Annotated in this window: 21 protein-coding genes; 6 read left to right on the forward strand and 15 right to left on the reverse strand. The window is 68.1% G+C overall.

Annotation, left to right across the window (positions count from 1 at the left end; all coding sequences use genetic code 11):
- Window positions 1–34: 34 nt before the first annotated feature.
- The 5 genes from ligA to ACFK0J_RS29520 all read right to left on the reverse strand — a co-directional run bounded on the left by ligA (window position 35) and on the right by ACFK0J_RS29520 (window position 7,012).
- Window positions 35–2,149 carry an NAD-dependent DNA ligase LigA gene (gene ligA, locus ACFK0J_RS29500; RefSeq protein WP_378743131.1) on the reverse strand — a complete coding sequence of 705 codons (2,115 nt, stop codon included), beginning with the start codon at window positions 2,147–2,149 and terminating at the stop codon, window positions 35–37.
- A gap of 128 nt (window positions 2,150–2,277) precedes the next feature.
- Window positions 2,278–3,411 carry a methionine synthase gene (locus ACFK0J_RS29505; protein ID WP_378732819.1) on the reverse strand — a complete coding sequence of 378 codons (1,134 nt, stop codon included), beginning with the start codon at window positions 3,409–3,411 and terminating at the stop codon, window positions 2,278–2,280.
- 111 nt (window positions 3,412–3,522) lie between these two features.
- The gene (gene mnmA / locus ACFK0J_RS29510) at window positions 3,523–4,644 is read right to left on the reverse strand and encodes a tRNA 2-thiouridine(34) synthase MnmA (protein WP_378732821.1); all 1,122 of its coding nucleotides are present in this window, start codon (window positions 4,642–4,644) and stop codon (window positions 3,523–3,525) included.
- Complete coding sequence (locus ACFK0J_RS29515; RefSeq protein ID WP_378732823.1) at window positions 4,644–5,873, reverse strand: cysteine desulfurase family protein; 1,230 nt, start codon at window positions 5,871–5,873, stop codon at window positions 4,644–4,646. The genes mnmA and ACFK0J_RS29515 overlap by 1 nt, the downstream gene beginning before the upstream one ends.
- Before the next feature lie 248 nt (window positions 5,874–6,121).
- Entirely contained in the window at window positions 6,122–7,012 is an 891-nt protein-coding gene (locus ACFK0J_RS29520) for an RNA polymerase sigma-70 factor (protein WP_378732824.1), read from the reverse strand.
- Window positions 7,013–7,183: 171 nt separating this feature from the next.
- Here ACFK0J_RS29520 and ACFK0J_RS29525 point away from each other — a divergent pair, with 171 nt between their 5' ends.
- Window positions 7,184–7,669 carry a carboxymuconolactone decarboxylase family protein gene (locus ACFK0J_RS29525; protein WP_378732826.1) on the forward strand — a complete coding sequence of 162 codons (486 nt, stop codon included), beginning with the start codon at window positions 7,184–7,186 and terminating at the stop codon, window positions 7,667–7,669.
- 138 nt (window positions 7,670–7,807) lie between these two features.
- Window positions 7,808–9,340, forward strand: coding sequence for an alpha/beta hydrolase (locus ACFK0J_RS29530; protein WP_378732828.1), 1,533 nt, complete (start codon window positions 7,808–7,810; stop codon window positions 9,338–9,340).
- 130 nt (window positions 9,341–9,470) lie between these two features.
- On the opposite strand, the gene ACFK0J_RS29535 is transcribed toward ACFK0J_RS29530, so the two are convergent.
- The 3 genes from ACFK0J_RS29535 to ACFK0J_RS29545 form a co-directional block, all read right to left on the reverse strand.
- Complete coding sequence (locus ACFK0J_RS29535; protein ID WP_378732830.1) at window positions 9,471–10,511, reverse strand: lysophospholipid acyltransferase family protein; 1,041 nt, start codon at window positions 10,509–10,511, stop codon at window positions 9,471–9,473.
- Window positions 10,508–11,335, reverse strand: a complete 828-nt coding sequence (locus ACFK0J_RS29540) for a GNAT family N-acetyltransferase (RefSeq protein ID WP_378732832.1) — start codon at window positions 11,333–11,335, stop codon at window positions 10,508–10,510. The genes ACFK0J_RS29535 and ACFK0J_RS29540 overlap by 4 nt, the downstream gene beginning before the upstream one ends.
- A 250-nt stretch (window positions 11,336–11,585) precedes the next feature.
- A complete protein-coding gene (locus ACFK0J_RS29545; RefSeq protein ID WP_378732834.1) occupies window positions 11,586–12,878 on the reverse strand; it encodes an NAD(P)/FAD-dependent oxidoreductase in 1,293 nt (430 codons plus the stop codon).
- A gap of 112 nt (window positions 12,879–12,990) precedes the next feature.
- Between ACFK0J_RS29545 and ACFK0J_RS29550 the strand changes: the two genes are divergently transcribed.
- Window positions 12,991–13,848 (forward strand): LysR family transcriptional regulator, encoded by an 858-nt coding sequence (locus ACFK0J_RS29550; RefSeq protein ID WP_378732835.1) that lies wholly within the window; start codon window positions 12,991–12,993, stop codon window positions 13,846–13,848.
- Window positions 13,849–14,142: 294 nt separating this feature from the next.
- Here ACFK0J_RS29550 and ACFK0J_RS29555 read toward each other — a convergent pair whose 3' ends face one another.
- The 6 genes from ACFK0J_RS29555 to ACFK0J_RS29580 all read right to left on the reverse strand — a co-directional run bounded on the left by ACFK0J_RS29555 (window position 14,143) and on the right by ACFK0J_RS29580 (window position 18,669).
- Entirely contained in the window at window positions 14,143–14,430 is a 288-nt protein-coding gene (locus tag ACFK0J_RS29555) for a hypothetical protein (protein WP_378732837.1), read from the reverse strand.
- Between the two features lie 11 nt (window positions 14,431–14,441).
- The gene (locus ACFK0J_RS29560) at window positions 14,442–15,905 is read right to left on the reverse strand and encodes a hypothetical protein (protein WP_378732839.1); all 1,464 of its coding nucleotides are present in this window, start codon (window positions 15,903–15,905) and stop codon (window positions 14,442–14,444) included.
- Window positions 15,902–16,213, reverse strand: a complete 312-nt coding sequence (locus ACFK0J_RS29565; protein ID WP_378732841.1) for a WXG100 family type VII secretion target — start codon at window positions 16,211–16,213, stop codon at window positions 15,902–15,904. Before ACFK0J_RS29565 ends, ACFK0J_RS29560 begins: the two co-directional genes overlap by 4 nt.
- Before the next feature lie 57 nt (window positions 16,214–16,270).
- A complete protein-coding gene (locus tag ACFK0J_RS29570) occupies window positions 16,271–16,600 on the reverse strand; it encodes a WXG100 family type VII secretion target (protein WP_378732843.1) in 330 nt (109 codons plus the stop codon).
- A gap of 292 nt (window positions 16,601–16,892) precedes the next feature.
- Entirely contained in the window at window positions 16,893–17,849 is a 957-nt protein-coding gene (locus ACFK0J_RS29575) for an electron transfer flavoprotein subunit alpha/FixB family protein (protein ID WP_378732845.1), read from the reverse strand.
- 34 nt (window positions 17,850–17,883) lie between these two features.
- Complete coding sequence (locus tag ACFK0J_RS29580; protein ID WP_378732847.1) at window positions 17,884–18,669, reverse strand: electron transfer flavoprotein subunit beta/FixA family protein; 786 nt, start codon at window positions 18,667–18,669, stop codon at window positions 17,884–17,886.
- 279 nt (window positions 18,670–18,948) lie between these two features.
- Here ACFK0J_RS29580 and ACFK0J_RS29585 point away from each other — a divergent pair, with 279 nt between their 5' ends.
- The 3 genes from ACFK0J_RS29585 to ACFK0J_RS29595 are packed head-to-tail and all read left to right on the forward strand — an operon-like array spanning window position 18,949 to window position 22,612.
- Window positions 18,949–19,767, forward strand: coding sequence for a class I SAM-dependent methyltransferase (locus ACFK0J_RS29585; RefSeq protein WP_378732849.1), 819 nt, complete (start codon window positions 18,949–18,951; stop codon window positions 19,765–19,767).
- Window positions 19,764–21,362: a 1,4-alpha-glucan branching protein domain-containing protein gene (locus ACFK0J_RS29590; protein ID WP_378732851.1), complete on the forward strand. Its 1,599-nt coding sequence runs from the start codon at window positions 19,764–19,766 to the stop codon at window positions 21,360–21,362. Before ACFK0J_RS29585 ends, ACFK0J_RS29590 begins: the two co-directional genes overlap by 4 nt.
- Window positions 21,359–22,612 carry a glycosyltransferase family 4 protein gene (locus tag ACFK0J_RS29595; RefSeq protein WP_378732853.1) on the forward strand — a complete coding sequence of 418 codons (1,254 nt, stop codon included), beginning with the start codon at window positions 21,359–21,361 and terminating at the stop codon, window positions 22,610–22,612. Before ACFK0J_RS29590 ends, ACFK0J_RS29595 begins: the two co-directional genes overlap by 4 nt.
- A gap of 283 nt (window positions 22,613–22,895) precedes the next feature.
- Here the strand turns inward: ACFK0J_RS29595 and ACFK0J_RS29600 are convergent, their stop codons facing one another.
- The gene (locus tag ACFK0J_RS29600) at window positions 22,896–24,236 is read right to left on the reverse strand and encodes a PQQ-binding-like beta-propeller repeat protein (RefSeq protein ID WP_378732855.1); all 1,341 of its coding nucleotides are present in this window, start codon (window positions 24,234–24,236) and stop codon (window positions 22,896–22,898) included.
- Window positions 24,237–24,409 lie beyond the last annotated feature (173 nt).

A 24,409-nucleotide genomic window follows, 5' to 3' on the forward strand; every position in this document is an offset into this window, starting at 1 on the left:
TTCGCGAGAACCGCACAGAATTCCGTTGGCGCGCTTACTCTTCCGCTTCGGAATCCTCGCTCGCGGCTGCCGGTGACACGGCTTCCGGCCCGGCCTCCAGCAACAATCGGAACCCGGCTTCGTCGAGGATCGGCACACCGAGTTCCTCGGCCTTGGCGGCCTTCGTCCCCGGCGAATCACCGACCACCACGAACGCGGTCTTTTTCGAAACCGAACCCGCGGCCTTTCCGCCGCGCTCCAGGATCGCCTCTTTGGCGCCGTCGCGGGAGAACCCTTCGAGCGAGCCGGTCACCACGATCGACAGGCCTTCCAGGGTGCGCTGGATGGATTCGTCCCGTTCGTCGGCCATCCGCACGCCCGCGGCACGCCACTTGTCGACGATCGCGCGGTGCCAGTCGACGGTGAACCATTCCGCGACCGCCGCGGCGATGGTGGGGCCGACACCGTCGGCGGCGGCCAGTTCCTCGGCCGAGGCATCCTGGATCCGGTCGATGCTGCCGAATTCGCGGGCGAGCACTCGGGCGGCGGTGGGGCCGACGTGCCGGATGGACAGGCCGACCAGCACCCGCCACAGCGGTCGATTCTTCGCCGCGCGCAAGTTGTCCAGCAACCGTTTGCCATTGGCGGACAGTCCGCCGTCCTTGTTGGCGAACAGCGTGGTGGTGAGCAGGGTCGCCTCGTCGAGGTCGAACAGATCGCCCTCGTCGGTGATCGCGCCCGACTTCAGCAGGTCGTTCGCGGCCTCGTAACCGAGCGATTCGATGTCGAAGGCACCACGACCGGCCACATGGAACACCCGCTCGCGCAGTTGGGCCGGGCAGAACTGCGAGTTGGGGCAGCGGATGTCGGCGTCGCCCTCCTTCTGCGGCGCCAATTCGGTGCCGCATTCCGGGCAGTGCGTCGGCATCACGAATTCGCGCTCGTCGCCGGTGCGTGCGTCGACCACCGGGCCGAGCACCTCCGGGATCACGTCGCCCGCCTTGCGGATGGTGACCGTGTCGCCGATCAGCACGCCCTTGCGTTTGACCTCCGAGGCATTGTGCAGCGTGGCCATCGACACCGTAGAGCCCGCGATGGAGACCGGTTCCATCACCGCGAACGGGGTGACCCGGCCGGTGCGGCCGACGTTCACCTCGATGTTCAACAGCTTGGTGGTCGCCTCCTCCGGCGGGTACTTGTAGGCGATCGCCCAACGCGGGGCCCGCGAGGTGGAGCCGAGCCTGCGCTGTAGCGCCATCTCGTCGACCTTGATCACCTGGCCGTCGATCTCGTGCTCGATATCGTGGCGGTGCTCGCCCCAGTATTCGACGCGTTCGATGACGGCGTCGATGCCCTGCACGAGTTTGGTGTGTTCGGAGACCGGCAGGCCCCAGGCGGCGAGCGCGCGGTAGGCCTCGTGCTGCGAGGACGGTGTGTAGCCCGCCATGCGGCCGAATCCGTGGCAGATCATCCGCAACCTGCGCCGGGCGGTGATCGAGGGGTCCTTCTGCCGTAGCGAGCCCGCGGCGGTGTTGCGCGGGTTGGCGTACGGCGGTTTGCCTTCGGCCACGATCGCCGCGTTGAGCGTCTCGAAGTCTTCCAGCCGCATGTACGCCTCGCCGCGCACCTCGAGCAGCGCGGGGATCGGAAATTCGTCGGAGGGCGTGAGCTCACCGGGGATGTCGTCGATGGTGCGGGCATTGAGGGTGACGTCCTCGCCGGTGCGCCCGTCGCCGCGGGTGGCGCCGCGCACCAGCCGCCCGTTCTCGTAGACCAGGTTCAGCGCGACACCGTCGATCTTCACCTCGCACAGATAATGCAGGTTGGGGCCGGCCTCGGCCTCCACTCGGCTGGCCCAGGTGCGCAGCTCGTCGAAGTCGAACACGTTGTCCAGCGACAGCATCCGCTCGAGGTGGTCGACCGCGGTGAAGTCGGTCGCGAACCCGCCGCCGACCAGCTGGGTCGGCGAGTCGGGGGTGAGCAGATCGGGATGCTCCTCCTCCATCGCCTGCAGCCGCCGCAGCAGCGCGTCGAACTCGCCATCGGAAATGATCGGCGCGTCGCGCACGTAGTAGCGGAACTGATGCTCGCGCACCTCGTCCGCCAGCCGCTGCCACTCCACCCGCTGCTCGGCTGTCGCCGGCGCCGCCGCGCTCGCGTCGTTCTCCACCGCACCGCTGTCACTCACCCAACGCACATTAGCGGAGCCCACCGACATCTCACGGCACTGTTACCGCACGTCGCCGCACTGGATGAGAGGTCAGGGCGACGCCTACCAGGCGAGCGGCGAGAAGGCGGTCAAGCGATACCGGACGTCTCCTCGAAGGTGAGCGATTCGGGGTCCTCGGCGTACGCGCGGGCGACTTCGGTGGCCAGGCTCAGGGACTTGCGGGCCCAGGTGAGCGCGGCGTTGCCCAGGCCGCAGGCGGGGCTGACCAGGACTCGGTTGGCCAGGGTGGTGCGGGGGAAGCCGAGGCGGTCGACCAGGCGGACGCCCGGTTCGGCGATGTCACGCCAAGTGGGCGGGGTGGGTGGAGCGGTGGTCGGGACCAGACCGAGTACCAGGTGTTTGCCGGAGTCGAGGATTTCGCCGATCGTGTCGAGATCGCGGGTACCGATCGTGGTGATGTCGAAGCCGATCGCGGCGGCGGCGCTGCCGCGCAGGAAGGCGAGGGCGGGCGGTTCGGCGCAGCTGTGGATCAGCACCGGCGCGGATTGGGTCGCGATGACCGTGTTCAGGACGGCGAGCGCTTCGGGTTCGGGCAGGGCGCGGACGGTGTCCAGCATGCTGACACCGCTCAGCGAGCCGTCGAGCACCGTGGTCAGCGACGGTTCGTCCAGTTGCAGCAGCACTTGCGCGCCGAGCCGTTTGCGAACCTCGGCAACGTGATTCACCAAGCCTTCGGCGAGGGATTCCGAAAGGTCGCGCAGCGCACCGGGATCAGTGAGCGCCAGGTGCCCGCTGGGCAGTTCGACCTGTGCCGCGAGCGTCAGCGGACCGGCCACCTGCAGCTTGATCGGACGGCCCGATCCGGCGGAACCCGCTGTCTCCCATGCCTCTTCGAGTGCATCGAGGTCGGCGCGGAGCAGATCGCGGGCACGTCGGGACAGCGCACCCGGACGCGGCGCCAATCGATATCCCCGGGTGGTGGTGTCGAATCGCATGTCGACCAGCAGCGCCGACATGCGGCCGATCAGATCCGCACCCGGACCGCGCCCGGGCAACTCCACCAGGTGCGGCAGCTCGGGCAGTTCACCGAGGATCGTGGTCGCGGCTTCCCGCGGGTCGGTTCCCGGCCAGGAGCCGACGCCGGTGACCGTCCCGCCGCGCAATGCGGGCGCTGCGCCGACCTTGCCGCCGTCGGTGATGTTGTCGCGCACTACGTCTTTGTCGTCCTGATACACCGTCGTCCGATTCTGTTGGTCGATCATCGTGCGCGCACGGCTATCGATGCGGCTTGATCATTGTGCGCGCCAGGCGGATTCCTCGATCCGCCGAAATCAGCCGGTATCACGATTCGGCGGAGCGGGCCGCAGCCGGAGTTACCGCGTCGCGGAACCCGCGTCACTGCCCACCCTCGCGCTGTCCACGCCACCGGTGTCGGAGATGGTTCCGCTGCCGATCACCCGGTCCCCCAACGGATCCTGGCGATACAGCACGACCGCCTGGCCGCGCGCGACACCGGTCAGCGGCTCGCGCAGCCGAACCGACAGCCCGTCGCCGACCGCCTCGGCAATCGCCGCGGCGGTGCCGCCGTGCGCACGCACCTGCGCCACACACTCGATCGGCCCGTCCGGCGTGGCGCCGGAGGTCCAGATCGCGCGCTCCGCCTCGATGGTCCACACCTGTAGGTCCTCGGCCGAGCCGACGCGGACGGTGCCGGAGTCGGGATCGATACCGGTCACGTAGCGCGGCTTGCCGTCGGCGGCCGGACCGGGCAGCCCGAGGCCCTTGCGCTGGCCGATCGTGAACCCGTGCACGCCTTCGTGTTCCGCCAGCACCCGGCCGTCGGCGTCGACCACGGCGCCGGGCCGGATGCCGATCTTCGCGCCGAGGAAGGCGCGGGTGTCGCCGGACGGGATGAAGCAGATGTCGTGGCTGTCCGGCTTGTTCGCGACGGCCAGCCCACGCTCGGCGGCCTCCTCGCGGATCCGCGGCTTCGGGGTGTCGCCGACCGGGAACATAGCGCGCGACAGCTGCTGCGCGTTCAGCACCGCGAGCACGTAGGACTGGTCCTTGTCGGCGTCGACGGCACGGCGCAGCACACCGTCGTCGAGCCGTGCGTAGTGACCGGTGACCACGGCGTCGAAGCCGAGCGCGAGCGCGCGGTCGGCCAGCGCGGAGAACTTGATCTTCTCGTTGCAGCGCAGGCACGGGTTCGGCGTCTCGCCCGCCGCGTAGGCGGCGACGAAATCGTCGATCACGTCTCCCTTGAAGCGATCGGCGAAATCCCAGACGTAGAACGGGATTCCGAGCACGTCGGCGGCGCGCCTGGCGTCGCCTGCGTCCTCCTTCGAGCAGCAGCCACGCGATCCGGTGCGCAGTGTGCCCGGCGACGCGGACAGCGCGAGGTGCACGCCGACCACCTCGTGACCAGCGTCGACAGCACGTGCCGCCGCTACCGCCGAATCAACACCACCGCTCATCGCGGCAAGTACCCGCATCAAACACCTCCCTTCGCACCGGCCAGACCCGCGGCCCTGGCCCGTTCCACCACCTGGGGCAGCACATCCAGCAACGCGTCCACATCGGCGCGAGTGGAGGTGTGTCCCAACGAAAATCGCAATGACCCGCGCGCCTGCCACGGTTCGACACCCATCGCGATGAGCACGTGACTCGGCGACGCCACCCCGGCGGTACAGGCCGACCCGGTCGAGCACTCGATGCCCGCCGCGTCCAGCAGCATCAGCAGCGAATCTCCTTCGCAGCCGGGGAAGGTGAAGTGCACGTTGCCGGGCAGTCGCCGCTCGCCGGGCGCGCCGTTCAACACCGCCTCCGGCACGATGGCCTGGATGCCGTCGATCAGCGCGTCCCGCAGCGCGGTCAATTCCACTGTGCGGTTAGCCAATTCGGTCGCCGTCTGATGCAGCGCGGTGGCCAGGCCGACCGCCGCCGCGGTGTCCGAGGTGCCGGAACGCAGGTCGCGCTCGTGTCCGCCGCCGTGCAGCAGCGGCACACACGGCACCTGCCTACCGAGCAGCAGCAGGCCGACGCCGTGTGGCCCACCGACCTTGTGCCCGGCGAAACTCGCGGCCGACAAACCGGTGGCGGCGAAGTCGATCGGCAGCTGGGCCGCCGCCTGCACCGCGTCGCTGTGCATGGGTACGCCGAATTCCTGTGCCACGGCGGCCAATTCACCGATCGGCTGGATGGTGCCGACCTCGTTGTTGGCCCACATGATGGTCACCAGGGCGACGTCGTCGGGGCTCGCGGACAGCGCGGCCCGCAGCGTGCGCGGGGAGACGACGCCCTCGGCGTCCACCGGCAGCCAGGTCGCCCGCGCGCCCTCGTGCCGTTCCAGCCACTCGACCGCGTCGATCACCGCGTGATGCTCGATCGAGCTGGCGATGATTCTGGTCCGGCGCGGCTCGGCATCGCGGCGCGCCCAGTAGATGCCCTTGACCGCCAGATTGTCGCTCTCGGTCCCGCCGGAGGTGAAGATGACCTCCGAGGGCCGGGCGCCCAGATCGGCGGCGATCGACTCGCGCGCCTCTTCCAGCGTCCGCCGGGCGGCCCGACCGGACCCGTGCAGCGACGACGCGTTTCCGGCCAGCACGAGCGCAGCGGTCATCGCCTCGATGGCGGCGGGCAACATCGGTGTGGTGGCCGCATGATCGAGGTAGACCGTATGGGCCGTCGCACCGTGGACCGAACCCGCAATAGCCGCCTTCATGACCGATAAAGCCTATCCCACCGTTGACCTGCGCTTCTTGGGGGTATCTCCGCGCCCTGTACGAATTTCCTACGATTTCACCCACGATTTGCAACCCAGTGACCGCCATCCGGTATTCCCGCGGCCCCGTCGCCGGGGTGCGCCGAACCCACCGGATCACGCGTGGCTCCTGCGGTGAAACCGGTGGAATCACAGTGTGTTCCATACGGGCGTCAGGGAATTGACCGGCGAACGCTTCCTCAGGTGGCTCAGCGGCTCACAACGGTCTCCCGCTCGACACGGGACAGCTTTTCGGGATTACGCACGACGTAGAGCCCGGTGATCAATCCGTCGTCGATCCGCACCGCCACGACGTCGTCGATCTTCCCGTTCAGCCGCACGATCAGCGCCGGCCAGCCGTTGATCTGCACCGGCTCGACCGAGGCCTGGCCGCCGAACTTCGGCAGGCCCGCGCCCAGCAGGCGCGCCACCCGGTCGGCCCCCACGATCGGCCGCGGCACGGCCTGCACGACCCCGCCACCGTCGCCGAGGAGGACCACGTCGGGTGCGAGCATGTCGAACAAGCTCTGGAGGTCGCCCGTTTCGATTGCCCGTTGGAACGCCGCGATCGCGTCTCGGGACTCGGCCGGAGAAACGTCGCCACGCGGGCGACGGGCAGCGACGTGCACCCGTGCCCGGTGCGCGATCTGCCGGACCGCTGCCGGACTCTTGTCGACCGCGTCCGCGATCTCGTCATAGTCCAGGTCGAACACTTCGCGCAGCACGAACACCGCGCGTTCGGTCGGTGCGAGGGTCTCCAGCACCAGCAGCATCGCCATCGAAACGCTGTCGGCCAACTCGACATCCTCGGCCACATCGGGCGCGGTCAGCAGCGGCTCGGGCAACCAGGGACCGACGTAGGACTCCTTGCGGCGCCCGAGCGTGCGCAGTCGGCTCAACGCCTGACGGGTGGTGATCCGGACCAGGTATGCCCGCTGGTCCCGCACCTCGTCGAGATCGACGTCCACCCACCGCAGCCAGGTCTCCTGGAGCACGTCCTCCGCGTCGGCGGCCGAGCCGAGCATCTCGTAGGCGACGGTGAAGAGCAGGTTTCGGTGGGCGACGAACGCCGCGGTGGCCGAGTCCATGCGCTCGCTCATCGGTGGCTCCTGTCTGTTCGCTGTCGACTGTGTCACCACAAGACGCCGGTTCCCACCGTTTTGTGACACCCACGATCGGTGGCGCACGTCACGTCGGGGTGCTGTCACAAGAATCGGGTCGTCGGCATCTCTTGTTCGTCAGTACGCAACACCGCCAGTGAGGACGAAGTCATGAACGCCCGACTGAACATGTTCGACAACGAGATCGCCGCCAAGTTCGGCAAGCGATTCGCCAACGCCGCCATGGTGATCGACCAATCGTCGCTGCCGAAGGCGACGCAGGAGTTGGTGAGCCTGCGCGCCAGCCAGATCAACGGCTGCGGCTTCTGCACCGATATGCACACCAAGGATGCCGCCGCCGCGGGCGAAACCTCGGTGCGGCTGCACTTGGTCGCCGCCTGGCGGGAGGCCACCGTGTTCACCGAGGCCGAGCGGGCCGCGCTGGCGCTCGCCGAGGAGGGCACCCGGCTCGCCGACGGCCACCATGGCGTGTCCGACGAGACCTGGGCCGAAGTGCGCAAGCATTACGACGACGACCAGACCGTCGCGCTGGTCTGCCTGGTCGCCTTGATCAACGCCGCCAACCGGATGAACGTGATCGTGCGCAACCCGGCGGGTTCCTACCAGCCCGGCATGTTCGCCGCCATGGTCGGCTGATCGGCACGAATCCCGGCCCGGCCCAGGATGATCCGGGCCGGGCCCGCGCATGTCCGGTGCGAGAGGCGGCTTCGATCCGCAGCCCTGGTGTCGATCGGCCTTCCGGTGCTGCTGCGATACAGTGGCCATGAGGGGAATATGTTGCGCAACAAACTGTTTCGTCACGCCGTAATCGGTATTGCCGGGGTACTGATGGGTGCCACCTCGGTTACCGGAATCGCTGCCGCCGCACCCGACCCGCTGGAGCGTTTCGAACGCCAGGCGGTCGAGTGGCGGGCATGCGGCGTCGAAGTGCTCGACGCCAGTGCGGTGCAATGCGCCGATATCACCGTGCCACTGGACTATTCCCGACCCGAGGGCCGAACGATCACGGTGGCGATCTCGCGGATGACGGCCACCGATCCGGTCCGGCGACGTGGCGTCCTGCTCGGAAATCCCGGCGGACCCGGCGGTACCGGCCTGGTCCAGGGGCTGACGGTCAGCGCTGTACTGGCTCCCGACGTCCTCGCCCAGTACGACCTGATCGGCATGGACCCGCGCGGCGTCGGCCGCTCGACACCGGTCGATTGCGGCTGGCCGGTCGATCGCTACCTGCGCGCGCCGGGACCCGGGGTGGCGGGGTTCGCCAGGGAGGTCGCACTACAGGCGGACCTTGCGGCCAGGTGCGCGGCGGCGCTCGGCGACACGATGTCCGCGTACACCACCCGCAATACCGCGCGCGATATGAACGTCATCCGGGCGGCCCTCGGCGAGCCCGCCATCAATTACTACGGAATGTCTTACGGGACATACCTCGGTGCGGTGTTCGCGCAGATGTTTCCGGACCGCATCGACCGACTGGTGCTGGACAGTGCCATCGATCCCGGCAGTTACGGCTCTGGTGAATCGCTCACCAAGGGCGCGAGCAGTGAAGCGGCGCTGGATGATTGGGCCGCCTGGGCTGCCGGGCAGGATGCGCGCTACCACCTCGGCACGACCGCCGCCGAAGTGCGCTCGCGCATCGAGGGACTTGTTCGCCGGGTGACGGAACGACCGATCGACGTGAGCGGTCACACCGTCGACGGCAGCCTGCTCCCCCTGCTGCTGTACTTCCCACTGCACAGCTACTACGTCAACGACAGCTATGCGGTGCTGGTCCGGCAATTGCTCGACGCCGCCGACGGCCGCCCGGTCACCCTCGGTCCCGGCGATTGGCTGACCGCGTACTTCGACACTGCCGACACCGAGGTGAACAGCTCCGCCGAGGCGGCGATCGAATGCGGCGACGCCGGGGTACCTCGCGATCCGCAGTGGTACTGGACCAATATCGAACGCGCCCGCGCCACCCAGCCGATCTTCGGTGCACTCTCGAACAACATCACGCCCTGCGCGTTCTGGCCCGCGCCTGCCGAGCCGCCCACCGTGGTGCGCAACGCGCTGCCAGCGCTGATCGTGCAGGCCACCGGTGACCCTCGCACACCACTGGCGGGGGCCGAGGCGCTACGCCGCGCGATGACCGGCGCACGCCTGCTCACCGTGCCGGGCATGCGTGCGCACGTACTCCTGAACGCCGTCATCACCGACCTGTTCGACAACGGACGCGTCGACGACGCCCGTCTCCGCTGCGTGCGGGATGCCACCAACGAATACCTCCGGGACGGGACACTCCCGGCGTCGGACGTCACCTGCTGACAGCGACGAGCAAGGCGGCTCCGTCGCGGCCGACGCCAGCCGTCCGAGCGGCCTCGGTTCGGCCATCCTCCCCGAGCTCCGATTGCCGCGGGCGCGCGCCTGCCGGGCAACCGGTTGGACGGTCCTCGGCTCAGCCGTCGACCGCGTCTACCCGGCGACCTCGGCCGCGCAGCATCGGTCGAAGGCGGCGTTGTGGCCTGCGGACTTCTGGTGCGTCGGCGGCGACGGACGGGTCCTGTACCCGGGTGTTGCCCGCCTCGATCCACACTGTGGCGTCGCGCAGACCGTGGCGCGAGAGCTCGGTGCCGCGGACCGCGGCCTCGCAGCGGCGCGCTAGATCTCGTCGATCCGTTCCCGGTTGCTGCACCGCCTCGAGCACCACCTCGGCGACCATGCCGCGCGAACGCAGCACCCGACGGGCCGACGAGGCGAAGGTGTCTTCACCGACGAATCCCGGCACCGTGCACTGGACGCCGTGCCGATCCAGATAGCGCAACCGCACCGGCTGGACGGGCGTATCGGTATCGACTGCCGCTTGGAAGAGCGCGGGCCGCATCGTGCCGTACGCGCGACCACACCAGGTAGTGCCCTCGGGGAACACCGCGATCCGCTCGCCTGCGGTGAGCCTGGCGCCGATCTGGGCCACCACGCCGGGCAGGGCGCGCAGCTTCTCCCGCTCGATCGGGATCACCCGCATCAGCGTCGCCAGTTTGCCCAGCACCGGCCAGTCGACCATGTCCGCCCTGGCGACGAAGCCGAGCGGCTGCACCGCGGCGAGCGCGACGATATCGGTCCAGCCGATGTGCCCGACGACGACCATGACGCCGGTACCCGGCTCACCATAAACGGCGGGCGCGGTGTTGCCCTCACCGACAACGCCGCGCCCGTTCGGGTCGATCCTGCGATCGACGACCCGCAATTCCATCCCGAGACAACTCAACAACATTCGCGCGTAGCCGCGCTGCACGACTTCTCGTTTGCTCTGCGGGGTAACCAGATTCACCATCGGGAAGCTGATCAGCAGCCCGGCGACACCGAGCAGTCGGCCGATCACCCGGCCGGTGCCGACCTCATCGATGGATTCGATACAGCCGGGCCCGCACGGGCTCGACGGCATCCACGCGTGTGCGGTGGCCGGTGCGGGCGGTGCGTCGAAGACCACGTTCCTCACCGTCCCCCGTCGAAGGTCGCGGCGGCGTCTTGTAATCGGTTCAGGTAGCGGGTGTTGATGGTGTCGAGGCCGAGCATCGCGACGAAGTCGGCGACGCCGAAGTCCGGATCGTGTGCGGGCTCGCCGCAGATCTCCGCGCCCAGGCGCAGGTAGCCGCGCAGCAGCGGCGGCAGCTTGGGCCGCGACGGTGGTGTCATCTCGTCGAGGGCCTTGCCGTCGACGACGACCGGCCGCAGCGGGTGCACCCGCTGTTCCGGGTCCGACGCGTGCCGGCCGAGCAGCAGGTCGCGCACGCCGCGCACATTCACGCCGGGCTCGTCGGCGGGGGTGTCCTGCATCGGAACCGAAACGCAGCCCATCACCCAGTCGTAACCGGTGAGCTGGATGTAGTGCAGGATGCCCGCCCACATCAGGGTGAGCACCGAGCCGTTGCGGTGGTCGGGCACAACGCAGGCCCGGCCCATCTCCACGATCCGTCGGCCTTCCGGATCCAGTTGGGCCAGATCGAATTCCGTGGCCGTGTAGTAGCCGCCCGCCGCGGGGACCTTGTCCGGCGGCAGCATGCGGTAGCAGCCGACGAACTCCTCGGTCAGGTCGTCGCGGACCAGCAGGTGGTCGCAGTAGTCGTCGAATCGGTCGGCGTCGAGGCCGGTACCGTTGTCGGGGATGTGGAATCCGGGCTCGCTCGCGAACACGCCGTAGCGCAGTCGCTGCGCCGCCGCGCGGTGTTCGGCGTCGGACGAGACGACCAGCGAGTACCGTGACCGTTCCACCCCGGAGTCCGTCGAGCGCGCCGGGGCTGTCAACACGGACGTAATAGTCATATCGCTGATGAAGCCAGCCCGAGACTGCGTCGGAGCAACCTCGAAGTGTCTCGTCGATGCCGAGTCGGTGAACGAGGTCGGCGCACACCGAGCGTTCATCAGACCGTCGCGCCCTGTTCGCGCCCTCGCGTCGTCACGGCGTCCTTTGCCTGTCCAACGCCTCGCCGCCAACGCATTTCAGGGCTACGCAGGCAACAAAAAAGCCGCATCGCGATGACTTCGCGATGCGGCTTTCAGTGTCGGAGGGAGGTCAAGCGGCCGTGCGTTCCGATACTTGTGGCGGTTCGGCAGCCTTGTCCACCTCGGCGAAACCGGGACGTCCGGTGCCGATGAACGCGACCAGCCACGAGGCGACCGCGGCGAAGCGGTTGCGGAAGCCGACCAGGTAGAACAGGTGCACCGCGAGCCACATGACCCAGGCGATCAGACCGCGGAAGGTGATCTTGTCGTTCAGCTTGGTGACCGCGCTGAACCGGCTGATCACCGCCATGCTGCCCTTGTCCCAGTACTTGAACGCGGTGCCCGGCTGCTTCTTCCGGCGGATGATGTCGGCGGCGTGCCTGCCCTCCTGCATGGCCACCGGCGACTGGCCGGGGTAGCCGTTCAGCGAGGTCATGTCGCCGATCGCGTAGATGTCGGCGTAGCCACCGACGGTGAGGTCCGGGTTGATCAGCAGCCGTCCGGCCCGATCGGTTTCCACGCCGGTGGCCTCGGCCAGGATCTTGGCGAAGCCGCCCGCCTGCACGCCCGCCGACCAGACGACCGTCTCCGCCGCGATGCCGCGTTCGATACCGCTCTTGTCCTTGACGGTGACCTTGCCCTGCTCGATATCGGTGACGAAGGTGCCGAGCAGCACGTCGACACCGCTGCGGATCAACGACTTCTTCGCGTACTCCGACAGCCCGCCGCCGAACGGCGGCAGCACCTCGCCCGCGCCCTCCACCAAGGTGACCGAAACTTCTTGGTGGTAATACCTTTTCGCCAGTTCCTTCAGCTGTCCGGCCACCTCGACGCCGGTCGCGCCCGCCCCGACGACCACGAAGCTCAGCAGCCTGCGCTTGGTCTCCTCGTCCGCGCCCGCGGCCTCGGCGAAGACCCGCTGGATCTGTGCGCGCAGCAGCTTCGCATCGTCGATGGTCTTGAGCGAGAAGGTCTTCTCGGCGAAGTCGTCGCGGCCGAAGTAGGACTGGCTGGCGCCGGTGGCGGCGATCAGCGAGCCGTAACGGATCCGGCGGCGCTCGCCGTCGTGCTCATAGGTGACGATCGCCTGATCCGGATCGATGGCGACCACTTTGCCGAGGCGCACGTCGGCCTCGCGGTGACGGCGCAGAATGGAGGCGATCGGCGGCGCGATCTCCTCCGATGCCAGCACACCGGTCGCTACCTGGTACAACAACGGTTGGAACAGGTGCTCCGGCGTGCTGGAGATCAGCACGTAATCGATACCCGACTTGGCAAGTTGCTTGGCGGCGGAGAGCCCGCCGAACCCCGATCCGACGATGACGACACCCGCGGTTTCGATTCCCGCATCCACGTACTGCATGACAGCCTCCTTCTCTCATTACCAACCGTCATCCGGAACCGAGATATTTCAGGTGTTAGGGCGCATAATGCAGATGACTCTTATCTCGATCCGTCATTAATCGGAGGTTGCTGTGGAACTTCGGCAGCTCACCTACTTCGTCGCCGTGTGCGAGGAGCTCAGTTTCAGCGGCGCGGCCGCACGGTGCTTTATCTCACAGTCGGCGATCAGTCATCAGATCTCCCGGCTCGAGCGCGATCTCGGCGTGCAACTGTTCGAGCGCTCTACAAGATCAGTGGTGCCCACCGACGCCACCGCACGGCTACTTCCCCTTGCGAAACAGATGCTGAGCCTCGAGTCGGCGATCCGGGCGGCCGTGCGGACCGTCGGCCCGCGGATCCGGCTCGCCGCGAACATGTCCTTCGCGACCAGATCGCTGTCGGCGATCGCGGGCGCCCGCGCAACGCATCCCGAAGCGGAGATCGAGTTCGTGATCAAGCCGTTCCGGCAACGGATCACCGCCGTCGCCGACGGCGACTGCGATCTCGCGCTCATCCGCGGCAGCGTCGATCAGCCCGGGCTGGAGGTCGAGCAGCTGTGGGTCGAGGATCTGGTGATAGCGACCTCCAGCGCGCATCCGCTCGCCACCCGGGAGACGGTAACCCTCGCCGATCTCAGCCGCTATCCGCTGCTGCTGCCACCGGAACAGGAACAAGTGCTGCTGCACACCGTCATTCGGTCCGCGTTCGCCGAACTACCCACCGGCCCCACCTACGGTCCTCCCATCCCGCCCGACCACACCGCGACCATGGAGCTGATCAACCGGCCCGATGCGTGGACGGTGCTCTACGCGGAGAGCCCAACCGAGGGTCTGGTGGTGTTGAAGCTCGCCGAACACAAGCTGCGCATCCCCGTCTCCGCGGTCCTGCGCAGCGACGCCCGCCGCTCCCCCATCCTGACCACCTTGCTCGCCGCCCTACACCGCACCTGACCAACCCGCTCCGGCTATGCGCCGTCCTCGAACGGGGACGGCAACAAGCTGGCCTTCTCCGCCTGGCCATCGGCGGACCTCTAAGAGTCCCTCGCGAGAACTCGTGTGGGCGCGCACGAACTCGTCGGCGGCGCAGGCGCGGTTGTCACCACCGTGGCCAACGCGACCTCGAGCAGAGTCGTCTCGTCGAAAGCTTCGGTGTCGCGGCAGCGCAACTCGGCGCGACCGTAGGCCGCTACTGCGGCCGGGTCGAGCTACACGTCTTCGCCTTCCCTTCGAGGTCTACTCGTGGCGCTAGCTCGGCCCCTGCTGATCGACGGGTTGTCCGTCTTTGTCGAACCACTGGCCCGTTTTCGTATCCAAGGTCCAGCCTTCGAATTCGGTGCCCTCCAAGTCGTTGGAGAACCGGCCGCCGAACCCGGGGGCGGTTCCCTCAGGGGCGGGTCCGGCGGCGGCGCGGTCCTTTTGGAATTGGTCGAGGATCGCTTGATTGCGGGCGATCTCCTCCGCCGACGGCATCCAACCCTCTTCTGCGGCTTCCTCGGCGGTGTAGAAAATCTTGCCGCCAACTTTCTTTGGCATGGTGGGTTCTCCTAGATTTCCGACATCATAATGATGGTCCGGGTCGGGTCTGCCGGGTCGGGGGTTTTGCTGTGCACAAAAAACCTCGTATTCGGTGGGAAAAGAACTTCGTCCGGGGTTCCGTATGCGCTGAAGTCGCGACCCGTCTTACTGACGATGTTCACTTCGACTTTGGATTGTTCGACAAGTAGCTCATTCGACCCCTTCGGGTTCGTACTCGCGGACATGTAACTGGGATCTTTGTAGGGCTGACCTGGTACGAATTCGTCCAGCACCTCTTTCGGCATATTCGTATGCCGAACCAGGGGGCCCTCATGCGCAGGGAGCTTGATCAGTGCGTCGTTGAGGGCGTCGATTTGGCGTTGTTGCTCGGGGCTGACCTCACCCCGCCGCAGTGCCGCAGTCAGGGAGTTGCCGTGGCTGTCGCTGGGGCCCTGCAGGAGTATTCGCTTTTCGGCTTCGGTCAATGGCTGGTGCGGCGGCGTTTTGACCTTCGAGACCGGTTTGAGTTCTTGGATGCGTTTGAGTTCGGCGACGTGGCGTGCGATGTCCTCGTCCATTTTGACTCCGGCGCGGACGCCGCGAGCGTGCTGCCAGTTCTCGATGATCGCGCGCATGGGGCGGGCGTAGCGGGCACAGATGGCGGCGGCACCGGCCAGCCCTATAGCGGCACCGGCCCCAAACGTGATGAACGACGACGCGACCGAGATGGCGGCGGTGATCGCCAACTCTTGAATGAGCGCATCGCGCACCAGCTCGAGCTGCTGTTTGAGGTTGTCGCGCAGCTCATCGAGTGCGGCCCGGTGATCGCGGCACGACTGGGCCAGGTCACCCATCGCCGTAAGCGTCGCCTCCGCAGCAGCTTTCAGCGCGCGCAGATCCTCGTCAATGAAAGTGGCCTCGGGCGCGATCACGTCTTGGAAGGCGACCGCCGCCGCCTCGAGAACCGCCGGGAACCCCGCCGCACCTTCGGCATTCTTGGCGGCATCCCAGGTAAGACCCGCGTTGCTGATCGTGGTCGCGTTGCCGTCCGGCACGGTGATGCCGATCTTCTCGACCAGGCCGAGCCCTTCATCGACCAATCCGTTGCCGGGCCCGCCCGCCGATGGCAGCGGTACCCGGCAGTTGAGTACCGGATACATCGGAGCCGCGGGCTTGACCGGCGCGGGCCCGGCGTCGATGGTCGCGCCGTGCTCGTCCAGGGCACGCTGGTAGCCCATCTCGTTGAGCACGACGGCGTAGGCGTGCGCCGCCGACGCCACTTCGGTGACCATGCGCAGGATCTCGGTCGCGCGGGCGTCATAGGACTTCGCCCATTCCACCGCGTCGCTGTAGGAACCGGCCATGTCCCGTGCCTGCTCGAGGGCGGGCCAGCGCGCATCGACCGCGGCCCACCAGGCCGCCGCGCCCGCGGCCACCTTCGCGGCGGCGCCGTAGTAGACCGCGGTGTCGACATCGAGAACCGTGCTGGTCACTGCGCGGACCCACCGCCCCGGCCCAGCATCGCGAGATTGGCGGCCGAGCCTTCCTCGTAGGACCGCCGCGCCGCCGCTGCGGCGGCCTGCATTTTCGCCAGGCCGTCAACGATTTTCGCTGCGGCGGTGGTCCATTCGGCGTGCGCGGCGGCGTGCGCGTCCGCGGCGGCGCCGTTCCAGCTGGCTTGCACCGTGGCGATGCGCTCTTCGATTTCGCGCAGGGACTCGGTCACGAACCCGGTCAAGCTCGCCACCTTGGCCGTCACGGCTTCCAACTGCGCCAGGTCGACACGGTACTGGTCAGTCATTGTGGTGATCGTCCCCCATCGAATTCGAACCGAATCACACTGTCGGAAAAGGTGGAGCTAGGGCAAGTCGAGTGAGCTGACGGTGACCGCCGTGTTGGTGTCGGTCGCGGCGGAGCGATCGACCACCACCCCCAGCAAGTCGGCCATGTCGGCAAGAGATTCGAACACCGCCAGCGCGGCGGTATGGGTCTCCTCCCAAGCCTGGGCGTAGGCGTTGGCGGCGGTGCCGCTCCAACTCGACATCAGCCCGTTGACCTCGGCGGACCCGGAGCGCAGACCGTCGATGAGGCTCTGAGCGGTCAATTGCACGTAGCGACCGGCGTCGCTGATGTGATCGGGCACCAATGCGAAAGTGGTGGCGGCGGAAGGCGCTGCCGAATCTGCCATGCGAACTCCTTGAGCGTTCCCCGGTGAAGTGTTCCCCCGCAAGGCTATAGGTGGCCGGAACCGCCGAGCTGACCATGATGCAGCCGGGCGATCGCCGGGACAACTGATCCCTCGGGTTGGTCTCACAGAGTGTCCATCCCTTTCACAGGGCGTGCAGCCCCTGTGAGCCGTATGGAAACCCTGTGAGTCCCCGCTCGGAAACTCTTGTGGCGCAACAACCTCTGTCGTGGGCGCACGAAATGCGAACGGCCCCGGGTGGATACCCGGGGCCGTTCGGTGGTGCTGGGCCGTATTAACCCTTGTGCGACTTGACCGCTTCGGTCAGCTGCGGGGCGACGTTGAACAGGTCGCCGACGATGCCGTAGTCCGCGATCTCGAAGATCGGGGCCTCTTCGTCCTTGTTGACCGCGACGATGGTCTTCGAGGTCTGCATGCCTGCCCGGTGCTGGATGGCGCCGGAGATGCCGAGGGCAATGTAGAGCTGCGGCGAGACCGTCTTACCGGTCTGGCCGACCTGGAACTGGCCCGGGTAGTAGCCGGAGTCGACCGCGGCACGCGAGGCGCCGACGGCGGCACCGAGCGAGTCGGCCAGCGCCTCGACGACCGAGAAGTTGTCGGCGGAACCGACACCGCGGCCACCGGAGACGACGATGGTCGCCTCGGTGAGTTCCGGACGGTCACCGGCGACGACCGGTTCCCGCGAGGTCACCTTGACGACGCCGTCTTCCTGCGCGGGCACCTCGACGGTGACCTTCTCGCCGGCACCGGCCTGCGCGGACGCCTCGATTGCGCCGGGGCGCACCGAGATGACCGGCACATCGCCGTTCGACTTGGCCTCGACGGTGAACGCGCCACCGAAGATGGAGTGCACGGCGGTGCCGTCGGACTTCACGTCGATGACGTCGACCAGCAGGCCGGAGCCGATGCGGGCGGCGAGGCGGCCCGACACCTCCTTGCCTTCGGCCGAGGCGGCGACGATGACGGCGGCCGGGGAGACCTGCTCGGTCAGCGCGGCGAGCACGTCGACCTTCGGGGTCACCAGGAAGTTCTCCACGTCGTCGGATTCGGCGATGTAGATCTTCTCGGCGCCGGCCGCGGCGAGCGCGTCGGCCAGCTTCTCGCCGGTGCCCGCGGTGCCGAGCACGACGGCGGCGGGCTCGCCCAGGTTGCGGGCGGCGGTCAGGAGCTCGGTGCTGACCTTCTTGATCGCACCGTCTGCGTGCTCAACGAGCACAAGTACTTCAGCCATTTGTGTTCTCTCCTAAGCAGTCAGATCGGCGGGATCAGATGATCTTCTGACCGACGAGGTACTGGGCGATCTTGGTGCCACCGTCGCCCTCGTCCGCGATCTTCTCGCCCGCGGTGCGCGGCGGCTTCGGGGTGGCTCCGGTGACGGTGGTGCCCGCGTTCGCGACACCGACGGTCGACGGGTCGACGCCCAGGTCGGCCAGCGTGAAGGTCTGCACTTCCTTCTTCTTCGCGGCCATGATGCCCTTGAAGGAGGGGAAGCGCGGCTCGTTGATCTTCTCGGTGACGCTGACGATGGCCGGGAGGGTGGCCTCCAGCTTGAAGACGCCGTCGTCGGTCTCCCGCTCGCCGGTGATCTTGTCGCCGTCGACGGTGAGCTTGCGCAGGTGGGTCAGCTGCGGCAGGCCGAGGTACTCGGCGATGATGGCGGGCACCGCACCGGCGCGACCGTCGGTCGCCTCGTTGCCCGCGATGACCAGCTCGACACCTTCGACCTGGCCGAGCGCGCTCGCCAGCACCCAGGCGGTCTGCACCGCGTCGGAGCCGTGGATCGCCGGGTCGTTGATGTGGATGGCTTTGTCGGCGCCCATGGACAGCGCCTTGCGGATGGCCTCGGTGGCCCGATCCGGACCGGCGGCCAGCACGGTGACCTCGCCGCCCTGGGCCTCCTTGATCAGCAGCGCCTCTTCGACGGCGCGCTCGTTGATCTCGTCGAGGACGGCGTCGGCGGCTTCGCGATCGAGGGTGTAGTCACCATCGGTCAGCTTGCGCTCGGACCAGGTGTCGGGAACCTGCTTGATGAGTACGACGATGTTCGGCATCGGTCTTCGTCGACCTCCTGTTCTGGTTACACGTATGGGCGGTCGCACGAGCGGGCCGTACGTCCGTGTGAGTAGCTCAGGGCGTGACACTACCCTACGTTAAGTTACCCGTGGGTAACTTAGCCGCTTCTCTCTCACAACGCCAGCCCGGGCGATATCGTGCCGGGCTGAAGCCACCCGCGCGACCCCCGCGTAGCAGTGCATCGGCACTGGGTAGGGCGGTCCCGGTGACCGGGTGCGGGTATCCCGCGAACTGTCGGTGCCAGTAACGTCGGAACGATGAGCGAGGCTGTGATCCCTGCCGCAGTGGACGACCCGACGGGCACGACCGGCGCCCCCGAGACGACCATCGGCGCCGTCGAACCGCTGCCGTTGACCGGCGAGCGGACCGTCCCCGGCATCGCCGAGGAGAACTACTGGTTCCGCAGGCACGAGATCGCCTACGCCGAACTGCTCGACCGCTGCGCCGGAAAAACCGTGCTGGAGGCCGGATCCGGCGAAGGCTACGGCGCGGACATGATCGCCTCGGTGGCCACCAAGGTGATCGGCGTCGATTACGACACCGGCGCGGTCGAGCACGTACGCGCCCGTTACCCGCGGGTGGAGATGATCCAGGGCAACCTCGCCGCCCTGCCGCTCGACGACGCGTCGGTCGACGTGGTGGTGAATTTCCAAGTTATCGAACATCTTTGGGACCAAGCTCAGTTCCTCCGGGAGTGCTTCCGGGTGCTGCGTCCCGGCGGCGAACTGCTGATCAGCACGCCCAACCGGATCACCTTCTCGCCCGGTCGCGATACCCCGCTCAACCCGTTCCACACCCGCGAACTGAACGCCGCCGAGCTCACCGAACTGCTGGTCGATGCCGGATTCGAGGTTGCCGAGATGACCGGCGTGCACCACGGCCCGAGCCTGAAAGCGTTGGACGCCAAGCACGGTGGCTCGTTCATCGACGCGCAGATCGAGCGGGCGCTGGCCGGTGAACCATGGCCCGCCGAGCTCACCGCCGACGTCGCGGCCGTCACCATCGAGGATTTCGTGCTGGTCGCCGCGGACATCGACGCGAGTCTCGATCTGGTCGCCATCGCGGTGAAGCGTTGACCACCGAGGCTGTTCCCGGCCAGTTCACCCTGGTCTTGCATTCGCACCTACCGTGGTTCGCCCATCACGGCCGCTGGCCGGTCGGCGAGGAATGGCTCTACCAATCCTGGGCCTCCTCTTACCTTCCGGTCGCCGAAGTCCTGAGAACCCTTGCCGCCGAAGGGCGGTCGCACCTGTTGAGCCTCGGCATCACGCCGGTGCTCGCGGCCCAGCTGGACGACCCGCATTGCCTGGCGGGGATGCACCACTGGCTCGGCAACTGGCAGCTGCGCGCCGACGAGGCGGCCATGGCGGGCAACATCGCCCTCGGCAGGCACGAACATCGTTTGGCCACAGCGGCTTTGGCGGATTTCGAGAAACGCTGGCGGCATGGCGCGGCACCGGTTTGGCGTGCGCTCATCGATGCCGAGGCGATCGAACTGCTCGGCGGCCCGCTCGCCCATCCGTTCCAGCCGCTGCTCGATCCGCGATTGCGCCAGTTCCAGCTCACCGAAGGCCTGGACGACGCGCGACACCGCTGGGGCCACACCCCGACTGGCATCTGGGCGCCGGAATGCGGCTACACGCCTGGCATGGAGCTCGGCTACGACGCCGCCGGTGTGACACATTTCATGGTCGACGGGCCCGCATTGCGGGGCGACACGTCGCTCGGGCGGCCGGTGCGCGAGTCCGATGTGGTCGCGTTCGGGCGCGATCTCCAGGTGAGCTACCGGGTGTGGTCGCCGAAATCGGGCTACCCGGGGCAGAGCGCCTACCGTGACTTTCATCACTATGACCACGCCACCGGTCTCAAACCGGCCCGCGTCACCGGCAAGACCGTGGCAGGTCCGGACAAGGCGCCGTACGACCCGGAGCTCGCGGCGGCGGCGGTGGTCCGCGATGTCGACGACTTCGTCCAGACGGTGCGCGAGCGACTGATCAGCGAATCCGCCCGCATCGGTCGGCCCGCGCTGGTGGTGGCCGCCTTCGACACCGAACTGTTCGGCCACTGGTGGCACGAGGGGCCGCAATGGTTGGCCCAGGTGTTGCGGGCCCTGCCGGAAGCGGGGGTCACCGTCGGCACGCTGGCCGACGCGCGCGAACGCGGATTCGTCGGTGCGCCTGTGCCATTGACCGACTCGTCCTGGGGTTCGGGCAAGGACTGGCGGGTCTGGGCCGGGGATCAGGTAAGCGACCTGGTTGAACTCAATGACGACATCGTGCGGCTCACCCTGGAAACGATCGACAAGATGCGCGCCGCCGACGGTGGACCCGCCCTGCGCGACCACATTGCCGATCAGTTGCTCCGGGAAGCGATCCTCACCGTGTCCAGCGACTGGGCGTTCATGGTCAGCAAGGACTCGGCCGCGGGCTACGCGCGCGACCGCGCACATCAGCACGCGCACGCCGTCCGGGAGATCGCGGCCGCCGTCGGCGCGGGCCAACTCGCGAAAGCACAGCAGTTGGCGGCAGGATGGGGGGCGAGTGACGGACTCTTCCCCGGTGTGGATGCGCGACGGCTCGACAGCGCCGGGTCCGGAGAAAGCTTCGCCGTGGCTGCCGCCGCCCCAGGATCGGGCCCCGCTGAACGGTCCACCGCAGAAGGACATGCATGAAGATTTTGATGGTGTCGTGGGAGTACCCGCCGGTTGTGGTCGGCGGGTTGGGCAGGCACGTGCATCACCTGGCTACCGAGCTGGCCGTGGCGGGCCACGAGGTGGTCGTGCTGGCGCGCCGTCCCTCCGGCACCGACTCCTCGACCCATCCCACCCACTCCTTCATCGCCGAGGGCGTGCTGGTGGTCGCGGTCGCCGAGGACCCACCGGTCTTCGATTTCGGCGAGGACATGCTGGCCTGGACGCTGGCCATGGGGCACGCGATGGTGCGGGCCGGTATCGCGCTCGGCAAGCCGGGCATCGGTGACGGCTGGATGCCCGATGTGGTGCACGCGCACGACTGGCTGGTCGCGCACCCCGGCATCGCACTGGCCGAGTACTACGACGTGCCGCTGGTGTCGACCATTCACGCCACCGAGGCCGGGCGGCACAGCGGCTGGGTCGCGGGCAAGGTCAACCGGCAGGTGCATTCCGTCGAGTGGTGGCTTGCCAACGAATCAGACGCGCTGATCACCTGCTCGGCATCGATGCAGGACGAAGTGGAGCGGCTCTACGGGCCGGAGCGGGTGCCGATGACGGTGATCCGCAACGGAATCGACGTGGGCGCCTGGACATTTCGGCCGCGCTCGCCGCGCACCGGCCCGCCGCGGCTGCTGTACGTCGGCCGGCTCGAATACGAGAAGGGCGTGCAGGACGCGATCGCCGCACTGCCGCGCATCCGGCGCGCACACCCCGGCACCACGCTCACCATCGCCGGTGTCGGCACCCAGTTCGAGTGGCTGCGTGAGCGTGCGCGGGTGCATCGGGTGGCCCGCGCGGTGAACTTCGCCGGACAACTCGACCACGCCGAACTCCTCGGCTGGCTGCACGGCGCCGACGCCATCGTGCTGCCGAGCCGCTATGAACCCTTCGGCATCGTCGCACTGGAGGCGGCCGCCGCGGGCACCCCGCTGATCACCTCCACCGCCGGTGGTCTCGGCGAAGCGGTGATCGATGGCGTCACCGGCGCCTCCTTCGCCCCCGCCGACGTCGACGGTCTCGTCGAAGCCGTCCGCGCCACCCTCGACGACCCCGCCGCCGCCCAAGGCCGCGCCTACGCCGCCCGCGAACGCCTCACCGCCGACTTCGCCTGGGACGTAGTAGCCGCCGAAACCGCCCAGGTCTACCACTCGGCCAAACGCCGCGTCCGCAACCCCCTCGGCCGCCCCACCATCATCGAGCGGCCCCTCCCCGAACGCGACCCCAAGTAGGTCGCCCGTCCGCGCAGACCTGCCGCCGCGCACAAACCGTCCCCACGCGCACAAGCCAGCTAGCAAACCCGCCCGCAGCGCAACAATCCGTGCGCGGCTGCGCGATCAACGCGCTGCGCCTGGCCACCACAGGTAGAGCGGGTGCTGCGCGCGATGTGGTCTGCTGCGGGCGGCAGCGCTAGCGATTTCGCGCGCCACACGGATACCTGCGCGGGACCGCTGGCTGTGCCGCGCTACCCGCGCGGGACCGCTGGCTGTGCCGCGCGCGGCGGGTGGGAGTGGGTCAGTGTTCGGGTTTGAAGACGAAGACTTCGCCGATGCGGGTGGCGACCACGACCTCGCCCTTGGCGCCGACGGAGGTGCCGGTGGTGCTGCCCTGTGCGCCGGGCAGGACGTCGGAGTCGATGGTGGTGCCGGTTTCGGTGTCGAAGGTGATGAGGTTCAGGCCGTCGCCGATCGCCGCCGGGGTGTAGCCGGTGCCGCCCGCGGTTTGCACCGGCATGCCGCGGAGGCCGAGGTCTTTACGCTCCCAAGCGATTTCCGCGGCGTCACCCTTGTCGCGCAGGGCGAGCAGGTAGCCGTCGTCGCCGGACGGGATGATCAGGCCGTCACTGGATACCGAGATGCCGCCGCGCGGCGCCCAGGTCAGTGGCTGCACCCATTTCGTGCGCCCGTCGGCAGCATCGACGGCGATCAGCCGGTTGCTGTTGTCGCCCACGTAGACGGTCTTACCGTCGGCGGCAAGCGCGGGGCTGGTGGCGCTGCCGCCGAACAGCAGGTCGGCGCTCCAGTCCTGCTGGATCTTGTTGTCCGCGTACCGAAGTGCGACGAGCGCTGCGTTCGGTTTGCCCGGCTGCCATACCGTGACGAAGAAGCGCCCACTCGCGGTGTCGACGGCGGAGATGTTCGCGACCGGGCACTGCGGTTCACCGACCCGGCAGTCGTCCAGGCCCTGCCCGGCGGCCGGCCAGGTGAGGTTCGGGTTTTCCAGGAAGTCGGGCTGGCCGAGCAGCTGCGTGGTGGCCACCAGGCGCTGGCCGGTCTGCCGGGAGAGCACGTCGACCTGTCCGGATTGGGTGACCGTCAACAGGTTTCCGTCGCCGGTGAACTGCATCGAGACCGGCGTTCCGGCGACCGGGGTGCGCCAGCGCGGCTGCCCCAGGTAGTTGAAGGACATGACCGCGCCGACGTTGTCCCGATCATCGCCGACATAGACATTGGTCATGCCGTCGACCACCGACGGCGCGGAGACCGCGGTCTGACCGAGCTCGGTGCAGAACCGCTTACGTCCGGTGGCCATCTGCAGGGAGAAGATCACGCATGTGGGCGTGTTCGTGGTCAGGAACATCTGCCCGTCGGGGCCGATGGTGACCGGCTCGGCGATCGGCCCACCGATCGGCCGCGACCAGCTCAACGCGATCTTCTTGGCGCCGACCACAGGGCTGCTGCCGCCGTTGCGTCCGTCGTGATGCGCGGCGGGCCAGCCTTTACCCGGCCCGACCGTGATGTCGTCGACGTCGGTGCCGCATCCGGCCGACGCCAGCGCACCGACCGCGGCCAGCGACGCAACTACCCGTATCCGGGACCGTCGCCACCTGGAACTAGCCAGTACGCCGCTTCGCACCTGCTGCACTCCTGTCGTCGTTTCCGCTCGCACGAGACTAAAGCGTGCCGACCCACAGCTCTGGAGCGACCCGGTTCGGGTGTACGCGTGTGGATTCGGGGGGCGCCGACCGCGGCGCAGCAGTCACTGTACGGGAGGGGCGCGCGCGGGTGTGTGAGTCCCGCCCCTGCGGT

It is taken from the genome of Nocardia brasiliensis, from assembly GCF_042691675.1.
Lineage (GTDB): Bacteria > Actinomycetota > Actinomycetes > Mycobacteriales > Mycobacteriaceae > Nocardia > Nocardia brasiliensis_D.